Below are 19,857 nucleotides of genomic sequence, written 5' to 3' on the forward strand. Positions count from 1 at the left end.
CAGGCTCTATCCCTTATTCAACAAGCTGTCTAGCTATGTTGTCACCCGTTAAGGAATTATTCAGATACCACTGCACAGTTTTCAATAAACCACTATCGAAATTTTCTTGAGGTTGCCAGCCTAATTCACTAGTTATTTTACTACAGTTAATAGCATATCTTCGATCATGTCCTGGACGGTCTTTCACAAAAGTCATTAATGAAGAGTGAGAAAAGTTAGGTTTAGGTACTAATTCATCTAAAATTGCACAAATTTTTTCTACGACTATTAAGTTAGTCTTTTCATTTAATCCGCCAATATTGTATGTTTCTCCAATGGTTCCCTGTTGTAAAACTAAGTGAATCGCTTCGCAATGGTCGATGACATAAAGCCAATCACGAATATTTTGTCCATCCCCATATATAGGTAAGGGTTTTCCTTCTATAGCGTTGAGAATAGTTAAAGGAATTAGCTTTTCGGGAAATTGACGCGGACCATAATTGTTAGAACAATTTGTAGTTAATGTAGGTAAACCGTAAGTGTGATAATATGCTCTGACAAAATGGTCAGATGCTGCTTTAGATGCTGCATAAGGACTATTAGGTGCATAGGGTGTATCTTCCCGAAAAGCCGGGTCTTGGGGAGTGAGTGAACCGTATACTTCATCTGTAGATACATGAAGAAAGCGAAAACTTTGCTGCTTTGCAGAGGTTAATTTTTCCCAATAAAACCGACTAGCTTCTAATAACTTAAATGTCCCCACCACGTTAGTTTGAATAAAGTCTTCAGGACTTAAAATAGAACGGTCAACATGACTTTCAGCCGCAAAATTTATAATTGCATCTGGTTGATATTTTTCTAATAAAGAACTAACTAACTCAAAGTCACCAATATCTCCCTGGACAAAATGATAATTTAAATCATCCTCTAACTCAGCTAAACTTTCTAAATTACCAGCGTAACTTAACTTATCTAAATTAATAATATTAGCCCATTGTCTCTGTCGTGCTAAAAGCACAAAATTAGCACCAATAAAACCAGCCCCACCAGTCACTAAAACAGTTTGCATATCTTCTCAAAAACTCAAATTTACTTATTGAAAAAGCAATTGTAAATCCAGAAACTAAATCTCCCTTTCCCCTCTTACCTCTGTGTCCTTTGTGTCCTTTGTGGTTCGTTAATCTTGAAATCTCAATACACACCGTTAAAACCATATGTAGGTAATCCAGCTACCTCAGTATTAATAGCAAACAAATCACCAGAATAGAGACTTTTGTCAATTTCTTCTTGCTGGAGTCCCACAGAAGCAGTTGTAATATATAGCGTTTGCAAATCCTCACCCCCAAAAGTGCAACTAGTCACCAGTGGTACAGGTAAATGTATCCGGGATACCTCCTCACCAGTGGGGCTGAAACGAATTATACACCCACCATTCCACATTGCTGACCAGATGTATCCGGCGCTATCTATAGTTAAACCATCAGGATTGAAAGATTCATGAGTTAAATCAACTATAGTGCGGCGATGAGTAATGTTACCTGTAATTGCGTCAAAATCGTAAGCGAATATTTTTTGTTGGGGAGAATCAGTCAGATAAAATGTTTTTTGATCAGGACTCCACCCCAAACCATTAGAAATAGTTAATCCTGTTTCCATGAGATGTAGTGAACCATCTTGATCATAGCGATAAAGACTGGCTTGAGTTGGTTTGGAAGACATGGAACCAAACCAGAAACGTCCTTGTGGGTCACATTTGCCATCATTTAAACGGTTATTTTCTTGATGAGATTCCAGTTCAATAATGCTGGTAATTGAACCTGTCTGAGTGTTGAGGAAAGCTAATTGATGGCGCAGTGCCATAATTAATTGATTATCCCCTGCTAGTGCGATCGCACCCACCACATCTCCGACATCAAAATATTCATCTTGACCTGTAGCGGGATAAAATCTATGGACTCGATGGTTATAAATATCAACCCAGTACAGCAACTGCTGGCTAGCATCCCAGATGGGACCTTCAGCTAACCGGGCGCGGACTTCTAAAACATTATGGAGTGAATCTGGCAATAATTCAGTCATATTATAGCTGGGGACTAGGGACTGGGGACTGGGGACTGGGGTAAAAGCCTTTCGGTGTCTAAGGTTTCTAATCACTTTACGTCCTAATCCCCTTGTCCATTGGTATATTGTAATTACGCTATTGAAAGTTGGCTTTTCATGCTATTGACAGGAAAGTCCAAGATAGACAAAGAAAATATCTACATAGTTTGTAAAATCTCATCATCCATAGAGAAATCAATTTCCGTTTTATCCCGCCCAGTTTTGAGATAATCGTTTTCTAGAGAATCAGCTAAACCTGATATTAAATCATATTGAGGTTGCCAATTTAATTCTGTCATGGCTTTGTTGACTGAGGCGAAGAAATGCTGGACTCGCATGGGAAAGGCTTTGCGCTTGCCAAAATCAAATTTTTTGGGGTCGTAATGCACAATTTTAACTGCATCAGGTGATTTACCGGCAGCTACTGCACAAGCACGGGCTAAACCATCAAAAGTCACATAGCGATCGCGGGAAATATTGTAAATTTGTCCTAGTGCTTGAGTATTGCCGATTACCTGTGTCATAGCTTGGGCTAAATCTTTGACATGACCTAACTGGGTAATATGTAACCCATTACCAGGAATTGGTATGGGGCGATCGCGCACAATTCTATCAAAAAACCAGCTTTCCAAATCATTATAATTCTGCGGCCCGTAAATATAAGTAGGGCGAATGGAAGTAAAAGGTAAATTCTGTTGCTTCAGGTAGGCTTCCGTTTCATGCTTACCCCGGTGACGACTTTTCGGGTCTACTGTATCACCTTCGATGTGCGGTAATTGGTCAGATTTGAGATACACCCCCGCCGAACTCATATACACAAAATGTTGCACTTGGTCGTGAAAAATTTCTGCTAACGGTTGAGTATCGGTGAGTTCCCGGCCATTATTATCAAAAACTACATCAAATTTTTCTGATGATAATTTTTCTTTTAATTGAGCGGCGTTAGTGCGATCGCCTATAATTTGTCCTACTCCCGACAAAGCAGGTAAAGGACGATTACCACGATTAAACAGTATTACCTCATGTCCTTGTTTTATCAGCAGTTCAGTGAGGTAAACCCCAATAAACCGAGTACCACCCATGATCAAAATTCGCATAAATTCCCAATTTGTAATTTTTACGTGTTTCCCACTCCCTAATTTGAGGTTATCAGCTTAGAGTATCTATCTGGAACCTATTTTGAGATAATTACGTCTTATGCCCAATCTGGGGCAGTTCCCATTTCTCGTTCACAAACAAACTTGTCAGTTAACCCTGTAAATTGATAAGTTTTTCCTATCTATTAAACTTAACTGTGTCCTTGAAATACGCTTTGGTTCATGAGTGGCTGACACCGAAAGCCACAGGCGGTTCAGAACTAGTTGTGCAGGAAATTCTGAATCACATTGATGCCAATTTATATGCCCTAATTGATTTTGAATCCAGCAATCCCGAAAGTTATTTATATCAACGCCAGATTGGCACAACATTTCTCCAGCAGTTGCCTTATGCTCATAATGGCATACAGAAATACCTGCCTTTGTTGCCATTGGCCATTGAACAATTGGATTTACGGGAATACGACGTAATTCTTTCATCATCCCACGCTGTCGCTAAAGGAGTAATCACAACCCCCCAACAATTACACATTTGTTACTGCCATACACCCATGCGCTATGCTTGGGACTTAACTTTTGATTATCTAGACCAAAGTAAATTAGGACAGGGTGCTACTGGATGGATAACACGCTATTTATTGCATCGTTTGCGCCAGTGGGATGTAGTGAGTGCCAACCGCGTTGATTATTTCATCGCTAATTCCCACCATACAGCCCGGAGAATTTGGCGCTGCTATAGACGAGAATCAACAGTTATTTATCCCCCAGTCAATGTGGATAATTTGCCATTTTTTTCGGAAAAAGCAGATTTCTATGTGACAGTTTCCCGGTTAGTCAGTTACAAACAAGTATCTTTAATAGTCAAAGCTTTTAATCAGTTACAGCTACCACTGGTAATTATTGGTACGGGACCGGAAATGAGTAAAATTCGTGATTTAGCTAACTCTAATATTCAAATCCTGGGATGGCAACCTGATGATGTGGTAAAAAAATATATGGCTAGAGCTAAGGCATTTGTTTATGCAGCTTGTGAGGATTTTGGCATCGCTTTAGTAGAAGCACAAGCTTGTGGCACTCCAGTAATTGCTTATGGTGCAGGCGGTGCTTTAGAAACAGTGCAAGATTTACATACTTGTATGGATACAGCTACAGGTATATTTTTTAGAACCCAAACAACAGCAGCAATTATGGCAGCAGTAGAAAAATTTGAAATTTCTCAAGGTTGTTTCCATCCTGAGTATATGCGATCGCACGCCGCCCAATTTTCATCACGAGTTTTTGGCGATCGCTATCTCCAATTTATCGACAAATGCCAGAAAGAAAAAATATCCCCAAACTAATTAGCAACATTTCATGACCTGTTTTATGGGCTTTTGGCAATTTATCCCCAGAAACAGTTCATTTTGGCTTTAAGATTGGGATTATGTGTGGTGTGGATTATTAAGGAGTATGATGACTGCCCAGAGTTCACTCCTCTCCGGTAAGCGATACCTACCCTTCAGGAATGGCAAAGCGAAACGGCAAAATACTAGCGCGTCTACGCGTACTGTTTTAAGACGTGGCCAAAAAACCAAAACGCCTAAGCTAAAACCCAGAGGTTTGTCTATTCCAGGTTTAAACGGAGAGTTTGCTAAACGACTATTTGATATAGTTTTTTCCCTGTTAGTCTTGATTTTGTTTTTCCCCGTCTATTTAATTTTATCCTTACTGATTGTTTGTAGCTCAGAAGGACCAATTTTTTATGTACAGGAACGGGTAGGCAAAAACTACAAGACTTTTAATTGTATTAAATTCCGCACAATGGTGAGCAATGCAGACGAAATGCTCATGGAAATCATGGAAACATCCCCCCATTTGCGACAAGAATTTGAAAACAGCTTTAAACTCAAAAAAGACCCCCGCATTACCAAAATTGGTCATTTTTTGCGAATTACCAGCTTAGATGAATTTCCGCAATTTTGGAACGTTCTCAAAGGAGATATGAGTGTTGTTGGCCCTCGCCCCTTAGTCAGCCCAGAACTGCCTAAATATGGTTGTCATATTGATCATATTTTAACAATTCGTCCCGGAATTACGGGATTATGGCAAGTTTCTGGACGCAATGACATTCCCTATCCTCGAAGAGTTCAAATAGACCTGCATTATGTCAAATTTAGAAATTTTTGGTTGGATTTATGGATAATATTTAAAACAATTGATATCGTGATCATACCCAAAAATAAGGGGGCATACTAAAGCAAAACTCAAATCATACCCATTGCTGAGTGCTGATTTAACTAGAAATCACTCAGCAATTTTGCTGTTAATGTCCCGCCCCTACTGAGCATAATTTCAACTCACAACTCAGCTACATAGCAGTCCTAAATAATTCCTAAAAACCTGTGGTTCTGATTTCTCTATTTCCTCTCTGCTGCAATAGAAAAACCCATAGAAACCCATCAATGGCGATATAAACATCATAGGGATCAAAATACTTTATAGCTTTACCCAGAATTTGCTTCAGGTAAAAATTGCTCTGAGTGAATTTCTTCTTTATAGTTAATTAGTCATATAGCTACATTACCTAAACTATCAATTTAACTGACTGACAGGAGAAGGATAATAACATGAGAAAATATGGTCTTGAAGTGCTAACTTGTATAAATCAAGATATAAATATCTTACCCAAAAGAACAAGGAACAATACACCATGACCCAAAATAAGCGTGCATTAATTACTGGGATAACTGGTCAAGATGGTTCATACTTAAGTGAATTGTTGCTAGAGCAAGGCTACGAAGTGCATGGTATTATTCGGCGCACCTCTACCTTCAACACAGACCGCATTGATCATATGTATGAAGATCCTCACAAAGAAGGAGCGCGGTTATTTCTCCACTACGGCGACTTAACAGATGGTACAACCCTACGCCGGATTTTAGAAGAAGTCCAGCCCACAGAAATTTATAACTTGGGCGCGCAATCTCATGTGAGGGTCAGCTTTGATTCACCGGAATATACCGTTGATGCAGTGGGAATGGGAACACTGCGTTTATTAGAAGCAATTCGTGACTATCAGCAACGTACAGGGATTCAGGTACGTTTTTATCAAGCCGGTTCCTCAGAAATGTTTGGTTTAGTCCAAGCAGTACCCCAAAGCGAAACTACACCCTTTTATCCCCGCAGTCCCTACGCTTGTGCTAAAGTTTATGCCCACTGGCAAACAGTGAATTACCGCGAGTCTTATAATTTGTTTGCTTGTAATGGCATCCTGTTTAACCACGAGTCACCCAGACGGGGGGAAACTTTTGTTACCCGCAAAATTACCAGAGCCGTTGCTAAAATTGTCGCGGGTCAACAGAAAACAATATTTATGGGTAATCTTGACTCCAAAAGAGATTGGGGATATGCCAAAGATTACGTAAAAGCAATGTGGCTGATGTTGCAGCAAGAGCAACCTGATGACTATGTAATTGCCACTGGTGAAACTTATTCTGTGCGGCAATTTTTGGAAAAAGCCTTTAGTTATGTCAACCTCAAATGGGAAGATTATGTGGAGTTTGATCAACGCTATATTCGACCCGCAGAAGTAGACTTGTTGATTGGAGATCCTACCAAGGCCAAACAAAAGTTAGGTTGGGAACCATCAGTTACCTTTGACGAGTTAGTAGCTCTCATGGTAGAAGCAGACTTACAGGCTTTGGGTCATACTTCACCCAATGGCAATGGTAAAACTTCTAATGATATGGCTACTATTCGTCAAGAACTGGGCGCTCTCCACTTCTGATTAATACCGTAAAGAATAAAATTATGACCGCCTTACAACTTAAAAATCAACGCATTCTCGTCACTGGTGGGGCGGGTTTCCTGGGTCGTCAGGTGATTGATCAGCTGTGTCAGGCTGGGGCTGACCGTGCTAAAATTACAATCCCGCGATCGCGCGAACATGATTTACGTGTCCTAGCCAATTGCCAACGTGCAGTTGAACACCAAGACATTATTATCCACTTAGCCGCTCATGTTGGTGGTATTGGTCTTAACCGCGAAAAACCCGCAGAGTTATTTTATGACAATTTAATCATGGGGACTCAGCTAATTCACGCAGCCCATGAAGCGGGAGTCGCAAAATTCGTTTGTGTTGGCACTATCTGTGCTTATCCCAACTTTACACCAGTACCATTTAAAGAAGATGACCTCTGGAATGGCTATCCAGAAGTAACTAACGCTCCCTATGGTATTGCCAAAAAAGCCTTACTAGTGCAATTACAAGCTTACCGCCAGCAGTATGGCTTTAATGGTATTTACTTGTTACCAGTAAATTTATACGGACCAGAAGATAACTTTGACCCCAAAAGTTCCCACGTGATTCCGGCGTTAATTCGCAAAGTTCATGAAGCCCAGTTACGAGGAGAAAAACAACTCCCGGTTTGGGGTGATGGTAGTCCTACTCGTGAGTTTCTCTATTCTGAAGATGCGGCGCGGGGTATTGTTATGGGTACTACATCTTACAATGACTCGGAGCCTGTGAATTTGGGAACCGGTCAGGAAATTTCTATCCGGGATTTAATTACTCTGATCTGTGAATTGATGGAGTTTGATGGTGAAATTGTCTGGGAAACTGATAAACCTAATGGCCAACCCCGGCGCTGTTTGGATACTGAACGGGCGAAGCAAGCGTTTAACTTTACGGCTCAGGTCAGTTTTAGGCAAGGGCTGAAGAATACTATTGATTGGTATCGGCAACACGCGGTATAAGTAGGGGTGGGCAATGCCCACCTTTTTTTAACGCAGAGTTTCGCTGAGGTTAGCGCAAAGGTTCGCTGAGGTTTTTTGAGTGAGGAAGGCTGAGTTACGTCGGAGTTTAATTAGGGAACGGCGCGCGATTTCTGTGGGAGAATGGCGGCAAAGGAGCGATCGCATTTGTAGAAAGTTGCAATGTCATCCTCTGTTTAGTCAGGCTACAACTATCTTGGCTTATTTTAGTTTTCGTCAAGAACCAGACCTGAGTCCACTGTTTACTGATACTCAGTACAATTGGGGCTTCCCTCGTTGTGTGGGTCAGTCTCTCAATTGGCATTTCTGGACACCAGAAGAATCTCTGCACGAGAACGCTTATGGTATTCTTGAACCTCATGCCCATAGCCCAATTATTGAACCTGCGGCAGTTGATTTGATTCTGGTTCCCTGTGTCGCTTGCGACTATCAAAAATATCGTCTCGGCTATGGTGGTGGTTATTATGACCGCTTACTCAGTTCCGCACCTTGGGCAAATAAACCCACTATCGGTATTGTCTTTGATTTTGCCTACTTATCCCAATTACCTATTGACAGTTGGGATAAACCCTTAAAATTAGTGGTTAGTGAAAATTACTGTATCTAGACTCTTGTGAATATATTTTAAATATACCATTTTCTCAGTATTTATAACTAGTGGTTAAGTTGCCATAGATTATTTGACGGATCTGGCAGGTTCAAGATCAATTATCCATTGTGATCTTTGTTAACTTCCTTGGGCATATTAACTATTACACTAATCTGTAACTATTAAGCTTTAATTTCGTAATTTTAATGACAATATATTTAGAAATTCCTGGTTATTGCATTGGCGAAGCAATATATGAAAGTTCTAGTACCCTTGTATATCGGGGAAAAGTAGCGACGGACTCTACACCCGTGGTGATTAAGTTCATGCGGAATCAATATCCTCACTTTAATGAACTGGTTCAATTCTCCAACCAATACACTATTGCTAAAAATCTAGATATTCCCGGTATCCTTAAGCCCCATAGCTTAGAACTACACGGTAATAGGTATGCTCTGATTATGGAAGATTTTGGGGGATTTTCTCTCAAGGAAGAAATACAAAAATTGCGCCATCCCAGTTGGAAAAATCAAAATCATGGAGATGCTGACATTCTGAGTGATTTTTTCTCTATTGCTGTACAACTTGTCACCACTTTAGATCACATCCACAAACATCGAGTGATTCACAAAGATATTAAACCCGCTAATATCCTGATTAATCCCGATACTCGACAAGTAAAGCTGATCGATTTCTCTATAGCTTCCCTTCTACCCAGAGAAACTCAAGAACTTCACAATCCTCATGTCCTCGAAGGAACTCTGGCTTATTTATCCCCAGAACAAACTGGACGAATGAATCGCGCTATTGATTATCGCAGTGATTTCTACTCCCTGGGTGTGACTTTTTATGAATTTCTCACAGGACATTTACCTTTTCAGTCCGATGATCCTATGGAATTAATACACTGTCATATTGCTAAACAACCTCCTCCCATCCATGAACTCAATTCAGACATTCCCCCGGTGGTGTCAGATATTGTTAATAAACTGATGGCTAAAAATTCCGAAGAGCGCTATCAAAGTGCTTTAGGGCTAAAATATGACTTAGAAAAATGTTTACAGCTATGGGAAGAAACACATCAGATTCCCCACTTTGACTTAGGCCAACAGGATATTTCAGAGCGTTTTATCATCTCAGAAAAGCTCTACGGTCGGGAAATAGAGGTAAATAAACTGCTAGCCGCTTTTGAACGCATCAGTTTAGGTAATAGTGAGTTGATGTTAGTGGCTGGTTTCTCTGGTATTGGCAAAACAGTGGTGGTTAATGAAATACATAAACCAATTGCGCGACAACGTGGCTACTTTATTAAAGGCAAATTTGACCAGTTACAGCGCAACATCCCATTTTTAGGATTTGTGCAAGCCTTTCAAGATTTAATAGCGCAACTCATTTCCGAAACCGATAGTCAATTACAGCAGTGGAAATCTCAGATTATGACTGCATTGGGTGAACAAGGTCAGGTAATTATTGAAGTTATTCCGGAACTAGAACAAATTATTGGCAAACAGCCCCCTGTAGAAACACTATCTGGGAATTTAGCACAAAGCCGCTTCAACTTACTATTTGAAAAATTTATTCGAGTTTTTGCTAATGCAGATCATCCTCTAGTTATTTTCCTCGATGATTTGCAATGGGCTGATTCAGCATCACTAAAGTTGATGCGCTTGCTCATGGTTGAAAATAATAACGGCTATTTGTTATTAATTGGAGCCTATCGAGATAATGAAGTCAATGGGATTCATCCCTTAATGTTAACTATTAATGAAATCTGTCAAGCTAAGTCTACTGTGAACATAATTAACTTAGCCCCATTGACAAAATATAACATTAGTGAATTAATTGCTAATACTTTTAGTTGTTCTCCAGGTTTGGCTGCGCCATTAACAGATTTAGTATATCAAAAAACTCAAGGAAATCCGTTTTTTACTAATCAGTTTCTCAAGTATTTACATGAAGAAGGTTTGATTAATTTTAATCGAGAAAATGGTTATTGGCAATGTGATATTAGTCAAGTTAAAGCTTTATCATTAACAGATGATATTTTAGAGTTTATGGCCAATCAGTTGCAAAAATTACCACAGGAAACCCAAAATCTACTGCAATTAGCAGCTTGTATTGGCAACTCTTTTGATTTGGCAACATTGGCAGTTGTTTATCAAAAATCTCAGTCTGAAACAGCAATAAACCTCTGGAAAGCTTTACAAGAAGGGTTGATTTTGCCGTTAGCAGATGTTTATAAGTTCTTCCAAAGTGATGAATATATAAAATTACCTAATAATAAAACATCTATTGTCTATCGTTTTTTTCATGACCGTGTACAGCAAGCTGCATATTCACTAATTCCAGATGAAGAAAAACATAAAACTCATTTAAAAATTGGGGAGTTATTGTTAAAAAATTTGCCGGAAGTGGAACGAGAGGAGAAAATTTTTGAGATTGTAAATCAGTTAAATATTGGCTCTCATTTAATTACTCAAAAATCTGAAATAAATAAACTTATTAAACTAAATATTATAGCTGGAAAGAAAGCCAAACTTTCTACTGCTTATGCTGCTGCTGTAGAATATTTTTCTACTGGAATTTATCTGCTGGGTGAAGATAGTTGGCAGAATGATTATCATCCCACATTGGTGTTATCTAAAGAATTAGCAGAAGCTGAGTTTCTCAATGGTAATTTTGATCAATCTTTAGCGTTAATTAACAAAATTTTAATTGCTGCTAAATCAGCTATTGAGAAAGCAGAGATATATGAATTACTAATTATACAATACAGTCTGATGTCGCAGTTATTAGACGCTATTCAAACAGGAATTACTGCACTGCGTTTGTTAGAGGTGGAGATTGATCCAGTAGATTTAGATTTGGCGGTAAAACAGGAGTTAGCAGCAGCTGAAGAAAATGTTGGCGATCGCCAAATTTCCAAATTGATTGATGCACCAGAAATGGTGGATGTGAAGCAAAAATTAATAGTAAGGTTATTAGTGGCTTTAGTTCCGCCTACCTATATCACTTCTAATTTTAATTTATATATGCTGGTGTCCCTGAAAGCTATGAATCTTTCCCTTCAGTATGGCAATATGCCAGAGTCAGCAATGGGATATTCAGGTTATGGGCTGATTTTAGGTACAGTTGTGGGGGATTATCAATCTGGCTATGAGTTTGGGTTACTTGGTTTTAAGTTGAGTCAAAAATTTAATTATTTGTCTCAAGTTTCTCAGACAAGTTTTGTCCTGGCAAATTTTATTCACATTTGGGCTAAACCAATTCAAGGTGTAACTTTAATTAATGATCAAGGCTATGAAGCCGGATTAAATTCAGGAGATTTACAATATGCTGGTTATAACATTTCCGGGAAAATTTGTACCCAACTATTTCAGGGAACTCAGCTAAATAGTATTCTAGAAGATGTTTTACAGTACCTAGAATTGGTCGCTAGAAATAAAAATAAACCTGTTAGTGATATTTTAAAAGGGATTCAGTTTTTTATTCTGGAGTTATTAAGCAGTAAAGCAGCAGAACCAGAAGGTTTAATATCTGGATTACCTTTACCTAAAGATAAATTCGTAGAAGAGTGTACTGCATCTAAAAGTTTTTTTGCTTTAGGTATTTATTATGTTTACCAAATGCAATTATCCTGCATTAATCGGGAATTTGCTCAAGGATTAAATCATGCTTTAGCAGCTAGTAAAATTATTAATAGTATTGCTGGACATACAACTTATTCAGAATATAATTTTTATTATTCTTTGATTTTATTAAATATTTATGCTCAGGCTACGGAAGAGGAAAAAACTGAATATTTAGCACAGATAAAAGCTAATCAACAACAACTGAAGATTTGGGCTGATAACTGTCCTGATAATTTTTTGAATAAATATTTGCTGGTAGAGGCAGAACTTAGCAGGGTGACGAAAAATACTTTAGCCGCAGTGGATTTGTATGACCAGGCTATTGAGTTATCTGCAAGTAACGGGTTTATTCATAATCAAGCATTAGCCAATGAATTAACGGCAAAATTTTATCTGGAATGGGGAAAAAATTGTATTGCTCAAGAGTATATGATCCAGGCTTACTATGGTTATATACATTGGGGTGCTAAGGCTAAAGTTGCGGCTTTGAGCAAACAGTATTCACAGCTTTTAGATCCTATTTTGTCCAAAAGTCAAACATTTTTAAGCACCGATGAAACTATTGTAGCATCCTCTAAGGTCAGTTATAGTAAATCATCTTCTGCAAATGCTTCATTAGCTTTGGATGTGGAGACAGTTTTCAAGGTTTCTCAAGCACTATCTAATGAAATAGAGTTACAAAGTTTGCTCTCTACTCTGATGCAGATAATGATTACTAATGCAGGGGCAGAAAAGAGTATATTAATGTTGCTGGATGATCGGAATTTGACTATTGAGGCGATCGCCAAATCAACACAAGCCCCTATTGTTTTACAATCTATTCCTGTAGAAAAAAGTCGAGAGTTACCTCTGAGTTTAATTAATCTAGTCAAGCGGCGACTGGAACCGGCGGTAATCATCAACGCTTCTGTACATCCATTACTTTTGGCTGACCCTTATATTGTAGAGCAACAGCCTAAGAGTTTGTTGTGTATACCTATTCTCAACCAAGGCAAACTGCTAGGAATATTATATTTAGAGAATAATTTGACAACTGGTGCATTTACCAGCAATTGCGTTGAACTGCTCAATTTGGTTTGCTCCCAAGCGGCGATTTCTTTAAAAAATGCTCGTCTCTACAAGCGTTCTCAAAATTATGCTCAACAAGTGGAACAGTCTCTGAAGGATTTGCAGCAAATGCAACTACAACTGGTACAGAGTGAGAAAATGTCAGCTTTAGGTAATTTGGTGGCTGGTGTCGCTCACGAAATTAACAATCCTATCGGTTTTATTGCAGGTAATTTAGAACCTGCGACGGAATATGTGCGAGATTTATTTAGTTTAATTGACCTCTATGAGGAACATTACTCTCCACCAGTTAGAGAAATTATAGAACATATTGAAGAAATCGATTTGCAGTATCTCCGCTCTGATTTGCCAAAATTAATTTCTACAATGAAAGAGAGTGTCAAGCGAATGCGTGGAATTAGCAACAGTCTCCGCATTTTTTCCCGCTCAGATAGCGATTATCCAGTTGTTTATAATATTCATGATGGGATTGATAGTACCCTTTTAATTTTACAACACCGTTTAAAAGCTAATGAGCGCCATCCTGAGATTCAAGTGGTGCGAGATTATGGTGATTTACCTGGGATCAAATGCTTTCCTGGACAGCTTAATCAAGTATTCATGAATTTTTTATCTAATGCCATTGATGCTTTAGAGGAAGCTAACGTTGGATATACTTTCTTTGAGATTGCTAAAAATCCTAATATCATAAATATTAAAACTAGCTTAAGTCAAGATAAAAATCATGTTGTGATTCGGATTCAAGATAACGGCGTAGGAATGTCAACAGAAGTCAGAGAAAGAATATTTGACCATTTATTTACGACTAAACCTGTGGGTCAAGGTACGGGATTAGGACTAGCGATCGCCAGGCAAATTGTGGTAGATAAGCATGGTGGCAATATTGATGTAGAATCGACACTGGGAGAAAGTACAGAGTTTATCATTACCTTGCCGATCAATGCTCAGGAGTAAAATTGAGTAATTTGTATATTCCCAAATCACGCCTAAAACTGATTTTAATCTATGGGTTGTTAAGTGCGATCGCCCTTGTCACCCTATTTCCTTTGCTGTGGTTAATCAGTACAGCCTTAAAATCTCCTACCGAAAATCTTTTACAGTCACCACCGCAGTTATTACCCAGTCAACCAACATTTAATAACTTCTTGAGTGTATGGCGATCGCTACCCTTTGGACAATACCTGTATAACAGCACCTTAGTAGCAATCCTGACTGTGGGGTTAAATTTGCTATTTTGTTCTTTAGCCGCTTATCCCTTAGCCAGACTATCATTTATTGGGCGCAACTCCATTTTTATTGCCATAGTTTCTACAATCATGATTCCCTTTCAAATAGTCATGATTCCCCTGTACATTTTGACAGTGCAACTAGGCTTAAGAAATACTTATTTAGGGATAATTTTTCCCAGTTTAGCTTCAGCATTTGGGATTTTTTTACTGCGACAAGCCTTTATGAGTGTCCCCAAAGAAATAGAAGAAGCCGCTCGCCTAGATGGTAGTTCAGAGTTAGGCTTATGGTGGCATATTATGTTACCAGCAATTCGCCCAGCTTTAGTTACTCTCTCTCTTTTCGTCTTCATTGGTTCTTGGAGCGACTTTCTTTGGCCTTTAATTGTCATCCAAGACGAAAGTTTATACACCCTCCCCTTGGGAGTAGCAAAATTAGAGGGGACATTTTCCCTAGACTGGCGATTAGTAGCTGCTGGTTCCATAATTTCCATTGCTCCCATACTGCTATTATTTGTATTTTTACAGCGCTACATTGTACCCACAGAAACTAGTGCTGGTGTCAAAGGGTAATTTTTAAGGACTAGGGAGTGTGGGGAGTGAGTGGGGGGGAAAGAATTGTAATTTCCCTCTGATATGGGCTTTTATGAGTTGTGATAAAATAAAAAAAACTCCCTCATTTCATTAAAGTTATGTACACTTCACAACTGCGTCAAGAAATCAACTACAACTTAGAAAGACTATCTCCAGAAAAGTTAAAAATAGTTGCCGAATTTTTAGCTTATCTAGCAGATAAAGAAAGTGAATTAGCCACTCAAGAAATACTTGATATTCCTGGTTTTATTGCATCTTTTGAGAAAGGTAAACAAGATGTAGTTGAAGGTCGAGTTAAAAATTGGAAAAACATCAGGTCTGATGTATAATGTTGTCTTATCTGCTGAAGCTGAGGAAATTTATGTTTCTGCAAGACAAAGTTTAGCTAAAAAACTAGCCAGGTGCTTTAAACAGCTAGAACAAAATCCCCATTTTCATCCTAATATTAAATCTCTTAAAGGTAATTTATCAGGATATTACCGTTATCGTATTGGTGAATATAGGGTAGTTTATGAAATTGATGATACAAAAAATCAGGTTATAGTAACTACTATTGCTCATCGTTCCAAGGTGTATGAATAAACTCTCATTTATTTATCAAATATTATTAAAAAATGGAAGTCGGGTATATTTGCCACACCTTTAAATTCCCGACTTCTCACATTAATTGATAATGTACTCAAAGTATTTACAGCAACCGCAAAGGAAGTTAGGACATAAGCTGATCATAAAAGTTAGACACAGAAAGGCTTTTACCCTACTCCCTACTCCCTACTCCCTACTCCCTACTCCCTACTCCCTACTCCCTACTCCCCAGCTATATTATCTCACTTAACTAAAGCCAAATTAACTGTATGAGGCTCCTCCATCCGTTGCTGGGTGCTAGCTTTAATCACATCGAAATAGCGACGCAAAACTGATACTTGTACCGCATGGGGACGATAATTGAGATTACCTTGCTTTTCAAACAGTGGTGCTGATGCGATCGCCTGATAATCAGAGTTATGCTGAGAATTATGGCTCACCCAAGCATCATCTGGAGTTGTAGGGATTAAACCCGCCGGTAACTCACCCTCCATAAAAGCCAACAACCGTTGCTGACAAATACTCGTATTCACCCCAGAACCCTCAAATAACTGAAGAACTTCGCTAAAAGATAAAGTTCTATCTGGTAAGAGGCGCAACAACTCCATAAACAAGAAATAATCTGTGTACTGTTGCTTCGGTTCGTCTAAAACCTGGGGATGCAAAGGTAACATCGCCAAGCCATAAGCCACCCGACTACACTGAGGTACACCGTTTTCACCCAGATAGGAATCTTGGATAATTTTCGTATTCGGGAGTTTTTGACGTAACCAATTATTTACAGCACCTAAAGAAGCCACCCCACCAGTCAACACAGCTTGATTAATTGCTTCCGTCGGTATACCACGAGCCACTAACAACTTATTAAATTCTCGGTTCAAACGGCGCACAAAGGGAATAAATACCTGATTTTCTAAATCCTTGCGCTGTAGAACCCATTTTTGATCCGCCAATTCCCAAGTAAAAGTATCCTGTTGTTGCAAAATCAGCTTTATAGCCACTGCTGCATCTAACACCGCCTGTCCTAACAAAGAGCTTTCTAACCTCTGCTGGAGCCGAATCCGCGCCGTGGTATCTGGTTCTCCTAATTGCGGTAACTCTAATTCTTCTAATCCCAAACTTTCCCAGCGCATTTGGTCTAAATTAGGAAGATTAGGTTGCCATTGCCAAGAATTTGTGGTATCTGTTTGGTCATTTTCCAGGTTCAATTCCCGTGTTTGGCGATATTTGGGGGGAATTAGTAACTGACAGATAATATCTTGCTCAATGCCATTACTAGCGTAAGCAAAACTATGGAGCATAAAATCATTGTGGGTCAATGGCTGTCCATTTTCTGGTACATCAACCAGGGCCATTTCTGTGTTACTTGCGCCGATATTAATCACAAAAGTGTTACCAACTAGAGAATCACCATCAGGTTTGGCGGAATGTAAACCTTGGGAATCGCTGATTTGAATAGTTCTACCATCAGCAGGATTAAGTGTATTTAATAAACTGGCGATCGCCTCTTCCACAAAAAATACTTGCTGAGGATGTGCCACTAATTTACTAGTTAATACAGCTTCTCGCAGATTAAAGCGATATTGTTCCGACCAGCCAGATGGACAAGTGCAAATTACACCCGCCAGATTATTCATAATATTATGGAAACTTTCTGCACTGATACCCACAGCACTAGCAATTAAACCTTGAGTTGTACTGTGGCGATCTGATTTTAGAGTCAATAATAACTTAGAAAGCGATCGCACCACCCAAATCAAAGGCCCAGCCGAAAACTTATTAAACTGCAACACAGGTTCCCATTGTTTTTGCTGATTCTGATAGGGAATAGCCACCTGCAAATATGGCTTCAACTGCACCGAGTAAGCATGATTTTGAGGTTCCACCCTCTCCTGTACCTCACTACCGCCATTCTCTCCCACAGACACAGCAGAATTAGTTGGTAGATAAACCTCTGCTGGTAAACGGAACGACGGTTGAAAAGAAATCTCCCCATCCGTTGACCAACAAACCGGATAAACCACAGCCTCAGAACGATTCAACAAAGCCGCAGAAATTCCAGTTGTACCCACATCCAAACCCAGATACCAAACAGCATCCCCCATATTCCGCATCAAATCTGCATCATTTCCCCCATCAGAAATTGCGATTACAGAACTTTCTGCATCAACATTTGCAACTTCCTGTGGTTTTGCCGTTGAGGGACTAAAATCGAAATCCGTTTCTGGTTGCGGCCAAGATATCGGGTTAACCTGGAATAAATCCACATCAGCATCACCTAAAATCGGCTGATCTATACTCTCTGTAAAATCCCCAAAAATATCCAAATCCCCATCAGCTACCAACCGCTCATCAAAAGTATCTAAATCCTGATTTAATTGTTGTATCTGCTCCTCATCTAAAGTAATATCTGGCAGATTTACAGATAAATTTTGTTGGGGTGACAGCAAATTTTCCCCTGGTGAAGCCGGAATATAATGATCTACATCCCCCCGTTCCGGAATATTCAGCAATACTTCCCTATCTTCCCTTAAATTAGTTTCTGGAGAAATTTCTGGTGTTATTTCTAACTCTTCCTCTTCACCACTGGCTGGAGCAAATAACTCATTTACAGATGTGTCAGAAATTTCTGGTGTTATTTCTAACTCCGCCTCTTCACCACTGGCTGGAGAAAATAACTCATTTACAGATGTATCAGAAATCACTGTTGCTGATGCCAACTCTCCCTCTTCACTACCCACCAAATCAAATAATTCACTCAGAGAAGTAATTGTCTCAGCACTAGTAGGATGAGTCGCTACATTCTCAGCCAAATCTACCTCTGTAGACGATGCAGATAAATCCGGCGCTATTTCTCCCTGAATATCTGCTTCAAAAAACAATTCTTTCCAGGACTCTGATTCTGTCTCTGCTGGCTCAAACCAAGGATCTGGAACCTGTTCCATTGCTTGAACAACAGGTGTCTCCTCTGCAATTAGCTCTGGCTCCGCACCATCAACTACAGGTGTCTCCTCTGCAATATCAAAACCTTCATCAGTACCCAATAAACTGGCATAAAGTTGATCTACTTCATCACCAATTAAATCCAAATCATCCTGCTGTAATTCATTCACACTGTGACTAGATGAGAGATAATCATCCACACCTAGCTCTAATAGCATGGCATCCAGATCATCACCAACCCTATCATCATCATCCTCTTGATCAAATATCAGTGCAGAGGAAACCTCTGGTGTGATTAATTCCTGTGGCTGAGTGGTGACAATTGGTGCTGGCTGAATGCTATTTTTCTCAGTGGATAATGCAGACAGAGATTGATTATTTTCTAAATCTGAAAGAGATAACACAGTCATAGGAGCTTGTTGCTGCAACAACTGGGTTAAATTATTCAGAAATTGCACCATTAACTGCTCACCCTGCACCCCGCGACTGTGCATTCTGGCTAACCCTTGAGATAATGACTCGTGATAAGTATTGATATTGCGCTGTAAAGCCTCAAATACAAAATTCACAGTCCCATCTAGAGATAGTAAACGTTGGTCTAACTCCTTAGTCAAATGTGTTAACCGTTCCGCTTCCTCTGCTCCTTCTAAAAAGGATTGACTGCTAACAGATGCTAATTCTGTGTTACTTTGATAATTCGTAATCTCAGAACTAGCCCCCACCTGTGGCGCTAAATTAGAGGGAATGCGGCTGACAAGTAACTGCAAAAATTCTGCAATCATCTTTTCTTGGTTAGCCCACTGCTGGCTTAAAGAATACTGGTATAGTCTTCTTTGTTCTAACTGTCTAATTTCCTGTACCAGATTGGCTCGATCTTCCATCATTGCAGCTAATTCTGCTCGCAAAGGCTGGATTAATTGCTCTAATAGTAAGTTACCTTGTTCCGGCTCAGTTGGCTTTGGCTGTGCTAAAGATTGGTTATTGGTTTGATTAACAAATTTCTCTAATAAAGGCGACCTCTGAGCCTCTGGCTCTTGGTCACTGCTATCCATAATCTTACTCTCGCTCTGCTGTACCAGAAATTGGCGAATTTTCTCTAAAATCTCTTTAGTTTCCGGCGCTTGATTAGACAACAGCCTAGACAGGCCTTTATGACTGTTGTTGAGTAATTTGTCAATGTCTGCGATCAATGCTTGGATTTCATCTGCACGGGAAGTCACTTTAGATTACCTTAGCTAGAAATTTACTTTAACTTAATGAAAATTATCAATTTTCCCCAGTGGAGAACCCTG

13 protein-coding genes are annotated in these 19,857 nt (G+C 39.3%); 9 read left to right on the plus strand and 4 right to left on the minus strand.

The annotated features are described in order from the left end of the window. Positions 1-13: 13 nt before the first annotated feature. From rfbB to ACM0OP_RS13345, 3 genes are all read right to left on the minus strand, one after another. Positions 14-1,048: a dTDP-glucose 4,6-dehydratase gene (rfbB, locus tag ACM0OP_RS13335; RefSeq protein ID WP_414528898.1), complete on the minus strand. Its 1,035-nt coding sequence runs from the start codon at positions 1,046-1,048 to the stop codon at positions 14-16. Between the two features lie 122 nt (positions 1,049-1,170). Continuing rightward, positions 1,171-2,058: an SMP-30/gluconolactonase/LRE family protein gene (locus tag ACM0OP_RS13340; protein WP_414528899.1), complete on the minus strand. Its 888-nt coding sequence runs from the start codon at positions 2,056-2,058 to the stop codon at positions 1,171-1,173. Between the two features lie 179 nt (positions 2,059-2,237). Further along, entirely contained in the window at positions 2,238-3,176 is a 939-nt protein-coding gene (locus ACM0OP_RS13345; protein WP_414528900.1) for an NAD-dependent epimerase/dehydratase family protein, read from the minus strand. 197 nt (positions 3,177-3,373) lie between these two features. On the opposite strand from ACM0OP_RS13345, the gene ACM0OP_RS13350 reads away from it, so the two are divergent. The 9 genes from ACM0OP_RS13350 to ACM0OP_RS13390 all read left to right on the plus strand — a co-directional run bounded on the left by ACM0OP_RS13350 (position 3,374) and on the right by ACM0OP_RS13390 (position 15,619). Beyond that, the gene (locus tag ACM0OP_RS13350; RefSeq protein WP_414528901.1) at positions 3,374-4,516 is read left to right on the plus strand and encodes a glycosyltransferase; all 1,143 of its coding nucleotides are present in this window, start codon (positions 3,374-3,376) and stop codon (positions 4,514-4,516) included. 112 nt (positions 4,517-4,628) lie between these two features. Then, positions 4,629-5,411: an undecaprenyl-phosphate galactose phosphotransferase family protein gene (locus ACM0OP_RS13355; protein ID WP_414528930.1), complete on the plus strand. Its 783-nt coding sequence runs from the start codon at positions 4,629-4,631 to the stop codon at positions 5,409-5,411. 454 nt (positions 5,412-5,865) lie between these two features. Continuing rightward, a complete protein-coding gene (gene gmd, locus ACM0OP_RS13360) occupies positions 5,866-6,942 on the plus strand; it encodes a GDP-mannose 4,6-dehydratase (RefSeq protein ID WP_414528902.1) in 1,077 nt (358 codons plus the stop codon). 23 nt (positions 6,943-6,965) lie between these two features. Beyond that, positions 6,966-7,910, plus strand: coding sequence for a GDP-L-fucose synthase family protein (locus ACM0OP_RS13365; protein ID WP_414528903.1), 945 nt, complete (start codon positions 6,966-6,968; stop codon positions 7,908-7,910). Positions 7,911-7,989: 79 nt separating this feature from the next. Next, entirely contained in the window at positions 7,990-8,535 is a 546-nt protein-coding gene (locus tag ACM0OP_RS13370; protein WP_414528904.1) for a 5-formyltetrahydrofolate cyclo-ligase, read from the plus strand. 188 nt (positions 8,536-8,723) lie between these two features. After that, on the plus strand, positions 8,724-14,171 hold the full coding sequence (locus ACM0OP_RS13375) for an ATP-binding sensor histidine kinase (protein ID WP_414528905.1): 5,448 nt from the start codon (positions 8,724-8,726) through the stop codon (positions 14,169-14,171). Positions 14,172-14,182: 11 nt separating this feature from the next. After that, positions 14,183-15,016 carry a carbohydrate ABC transporter permease gene (locus ACM0OP_RS13380; RefSeq protein WP_414528931.1) on the plus strand — a complete coding sequence of 278 codons (834 nt, stop codon included), beginning with the start codon at positions 14,183-14,185 and terminating at the stop codon, positions 15,014-15,016. Positions 15,017-15,135: 119 nt separating this feature from the next. Further along, entirely contained in the window at positions 15,136-15,366 is a 231-nt protein-coding gene (locus ACM0OP_RS13385) for a hypothetical protein (RefSeq protein WP_414528906.1), read from the plus strand. Then, on the plus strand, positions 15,359-15,619 hold the full coding sequence (locus ACM0OP_RS13390) for a type II toxin-antitoxin system RelE family toxin (protein WP_414528907.1): 261 nt from the start codon (positions 15,359-15,361) through the stop codon (positions 15,617-15,619). Before ACM0OP_RS13385 ends, ACM0OP_RS13390 begins: the two co-directional genes overlap by 8 nt. 245 nt (positions 15,620-15,864) lie before the next feature. On the opposite strand, the gene ACM0OP_RS13395 is transcribed toward ACM0OP_RS13390, so the two are convergent. Further along, positions 15,865-19,785: a hypothetical protein gene (locus ACM0OP_RS13395; protein WP_414528908.1), complete on the minus strand. Its 3,921-nt coding sequence runs from the start codon at positions 19,783-19,785 to the stop codon at positions 15,865-15,867. Between the last annotated feature and the right edge of the window lie 72 nt (positions 19,786-19,857).

Origin of the sequence: Nodularia chucula CCY0103, assembly GCF_963923915.1 — a bacterium.
Taxonomy (GTDB): domain Bacteria; phylum Cyanobacteriota; class Cyanobacteriia; order Cyanobacteriales; family Nostocaceae; genus Nodularia; species Nodularia chucula.